Genomic DNA, 3,034 nt, shown 5'->3' on the forward strand with positions numbered 1-3,034 from the left:
GGAGCATAGGAGGGTGGGCAAAACCGTTGTGGTGAAAAACGGGCGTGTCAAACAGCGTTCGGGTAGCTTCTTTGTGCAATGCCACTTGGAACCTGCTTTCAAGGGCGCTTACTTTTTTTATTTGTGAGGTGTGGAAGCACATGGGATTAACGATTGATGATTTGGTAACTAAGATAAGGAATTTGTAAATGATTTAAATTGTTGTGATTGACACATTAAGTGCAATACTGATGATTGTCAAGGGTCATTGAAGAGATTTTTAAAAACCCTACAATACTATACAAACTTAATACAAGTTAGTGAGCACATTTTCTATGCACGCCTTGCTGTGCTTTGATTTGGCAGTGAACTCTTGCTTGGTTTTTCTAAGGACGAGATTAACTACGTTGAATCTTCGATGTAACTACGTTGAATCTTCGATGTAACTACGTTGAATCTTCGATTTCCCTCCTTCGCGGGGATTTTTGTGTAATGCTAAATATAATTAACAAAAAAGACTATATTTGTAAAATATATTTTGTGTTATGACTAAGAAGAAAATTGTAATATTACCAAAAACAAGAAGGATTCTTGATGAAATGGGTGAGAATATTAAACTTGCCCGTTTGAGAAGAAAATACAGTGCTGAACAAGTGGCTGAGCGTGCTAATATTAGCAGGCCAACCTTGACTGCCATTGAGCAGGGTAAGCCAACAGTGAGTATTGGTTCTTATTTGTTGGTCTTGCAGGTGTTGGGATTGGAAAAAGACTTTCTATTACTGGCTAAGGATGATGAATTAGGAAGAAAATTACAGGATGCCAACATTAGTACAAACGAGCGAGCACCAAAACGAAAAGCTAAGAATGACTAAGCAAACTAATAAAAGTGCTTTACGTGTCTATGCACACTGGGCAGGGATGGAACATCCTTCACTTATGGGTTTGTTATATTCTGAACGACTAAAGGGTAAAGAGGTATTTTCTTTTGAATATAATGATGCGTGGTTGCAAAGTGAACCCGCACAATTGTTAGATCCAAGCCTGCAGTTATACAGGGGGTTGCATTATCTAAATGAGGGACAAGATAATTTTGGAATATTCCTGGATTCCTCGCCAGACCGGTGGGGCCGAATTTTAATGCGCCGAAGAGAAGCTGCTCTTGCCAGAGCTGAAGAGCGGGACGAAAAGAAGTTGTTTGAAACCGATTATCTACTTGGAGTTTATGACGGTCATAGAATGGGTGGCCTTCGATTTAAGTTAGAAGAAGATGGCCCCTTTTTAAATGATAATAAAAGAATGGCCAGCCCACCCTGGGCTTCTCTTAGAGAATTGGAACAAATAAGTTTAAGGCTGGAGGAGGAGGATGTTATTGATGATCCTGACTATTTAAAATGGTTAAGTAAGCTTATGGCACCCGGGGCATCATTGGGTGGAGCAAGGCCTAAAGCTAGTATCATAGATAATGATGGCGGCCTTTGGATAGCCAAGTTTCCGAGTAGGAATGATCAGGGAGATATTGGAGGATGGGAGATTGTTACTTATGAACTGGCCGTGTTAGCAGGAATCACTATGGCCGAATCAAAAGCACAAAAATTCTCTTCTGATTTTTATACGTTTCTCACGAAGCGATTTGATCGTGGGAATGAAGGGCAGCGAATACATTTTGCCTCTGCTATGACTATGCTTGGATATACTGATGGTCAAGATTACTCAGACGGAGCCAGTTATTTAGAGCTTGTGGATTTTATTCTGAAACATGGTGCCCGGGTGGACCAGGACCTTGAGCAGCTTTGGAGAAGAATTGTGTTTAGTATTTGTGTTTCCAATACAGATGACCATTTACGGAATCATGGCTTTTTATTAACCCATAACGGCTGGGTATTATCGCCGGCTTATGATATTAACCCGGTTGAAACCGGTGCCGGATTAAAACTAAACATTTCTGATGAGGATAATTCGTTAGATTTAAATCTTGCGTTGGAAGTAGCATCATATTTTAGATTAACCGAGACAAGAGCCACTGAAATAATAGAAGAAGTATTGCAAGCAGTTTCAGGTTGGAAGGAAATTGCCATAAAATATAGAATTCCACGCGTTGAGCAAGAATTGAAGGCTATGGCTTTTAAAACGACCAAAGGGTAAGACTGGTTCTATGACCAAACATTAATTGGATTTTTCTCCACAGACTTGTGTATAATTTCCGAAAATAGTGCACCAGTTTTTGAAATGTAGCGGCATTGCTCGCTTAGATCTCCGCTTCCTCCTTCAGTAAACTTACGGCGGACACGCTAGCGTGGTTGGGGCCCCACAAACTTTGCTTCCTTTTTATTTGTTTTCAGGAAAATTTACCTTGGTTTTTAATGTATAGCTGAAAGCTGTAAGCAGTCTCTTTTCTCTACTCTACTTTCTCTATTCTAAAAACCCGTCTTACGTCATAAGTCTTGCAGTCCTAAGTCAACAACTAAGACCCCTCCACAATACCAATCTCCTCCTCCGTCAATCCATACAACGCATACACCATCTGGTCTATCTCCTTGTCCACACGATCAATCTCTTGTTGCAAAGCGGTGGCTTTTTGTTTTTGCTCATTGAAATAACTCATCCACTCGGCTTCTTCACTCAGGGTTAATTGTACCTTGGCTTTTTTGAGCTCTTTTAAAAAACCGCCGAAATCCAACTCGTGCCATGACTGGAGGTTTTTGGTGAGTTTTTCTAAAGGAAACTTAGATTGAAGTAGGTTTGTAAAACCTGAAACAGATTTTTGTAGCTGAGAGGTTTTGTCTATTATCTCATCAGCAATTCTCTCAAAAGCTTCTTCATTTTTAAGTTCCGGAATTGGTATTTGTTCAAAGTACTGAGGTTTTACTTCAATATAGCCGCCACTTCTAACGACACAAATAGACTTTAAAAACTCCCAAACCAATTTAGAATTAAGAATACATAACAAAGCTTTGCTATCAGAGGGTAGAAAGACTGCGGGAGCATTTATATATACACCTTTACTGTCTAAAGAAAACTTATTCTTGTTTTGAAGGTTTGGGAAGATAATTTTAGA

General features: G+C 39.6%; 3 protein-coding genes. 2 read left to right on the forward strand and 1 reads right to left on the reverse strand.

Annotated elements, in window-relative coordinates; genetic code table 11:
• Positions 1-524: 524 nt before the first annotated feature.
• The gene (locus tag AACY61_RS11410) at positions 525-851 is read left to right on the forward strand and encodes a helix-turn-helix transcriptional regulator (protein ID WP_339611705.1); all 327 of its coding nucleotides are present in this window, start codon (positions 525-527) and stop codon (positions 849-851) included.
• Complete coding sequence (locus tag AACY61_RS11415) at positions 844-2,121, forward strand: HipA domain-containing protein (protein WP_339611706.1); 1,278 nt, start codon at positions 844-846, stop codon at positions 2,119-2,121. Before AACY61_RS11410 ends, AACY61_RS11415 begins: the two co-directional genes overlap by 8 nt.
• Positions 2,122-2,440: 319 nt before the next feature.
• Here the strand turns inward: AACY61_RS11415 and AACY61_RS11420 are convergent.
• Positions 2,441-3,034: TaqI-like C-terminal specificity domain-containing protein (locus AACY61_RS11420; protein WP_339611707.1), on the reverse strand; the 594-nt coding region annotated here is incomplete at its 5' end.

It is taken from the genome of uncultured Planktosalinus sp. (assembly GCF_963973675.1).
Lineage (GTDB): Bacteria > Bacteroidota > Bacteroidia > Flavobacteriales > Flavobacteriaceae > Planktosalinus.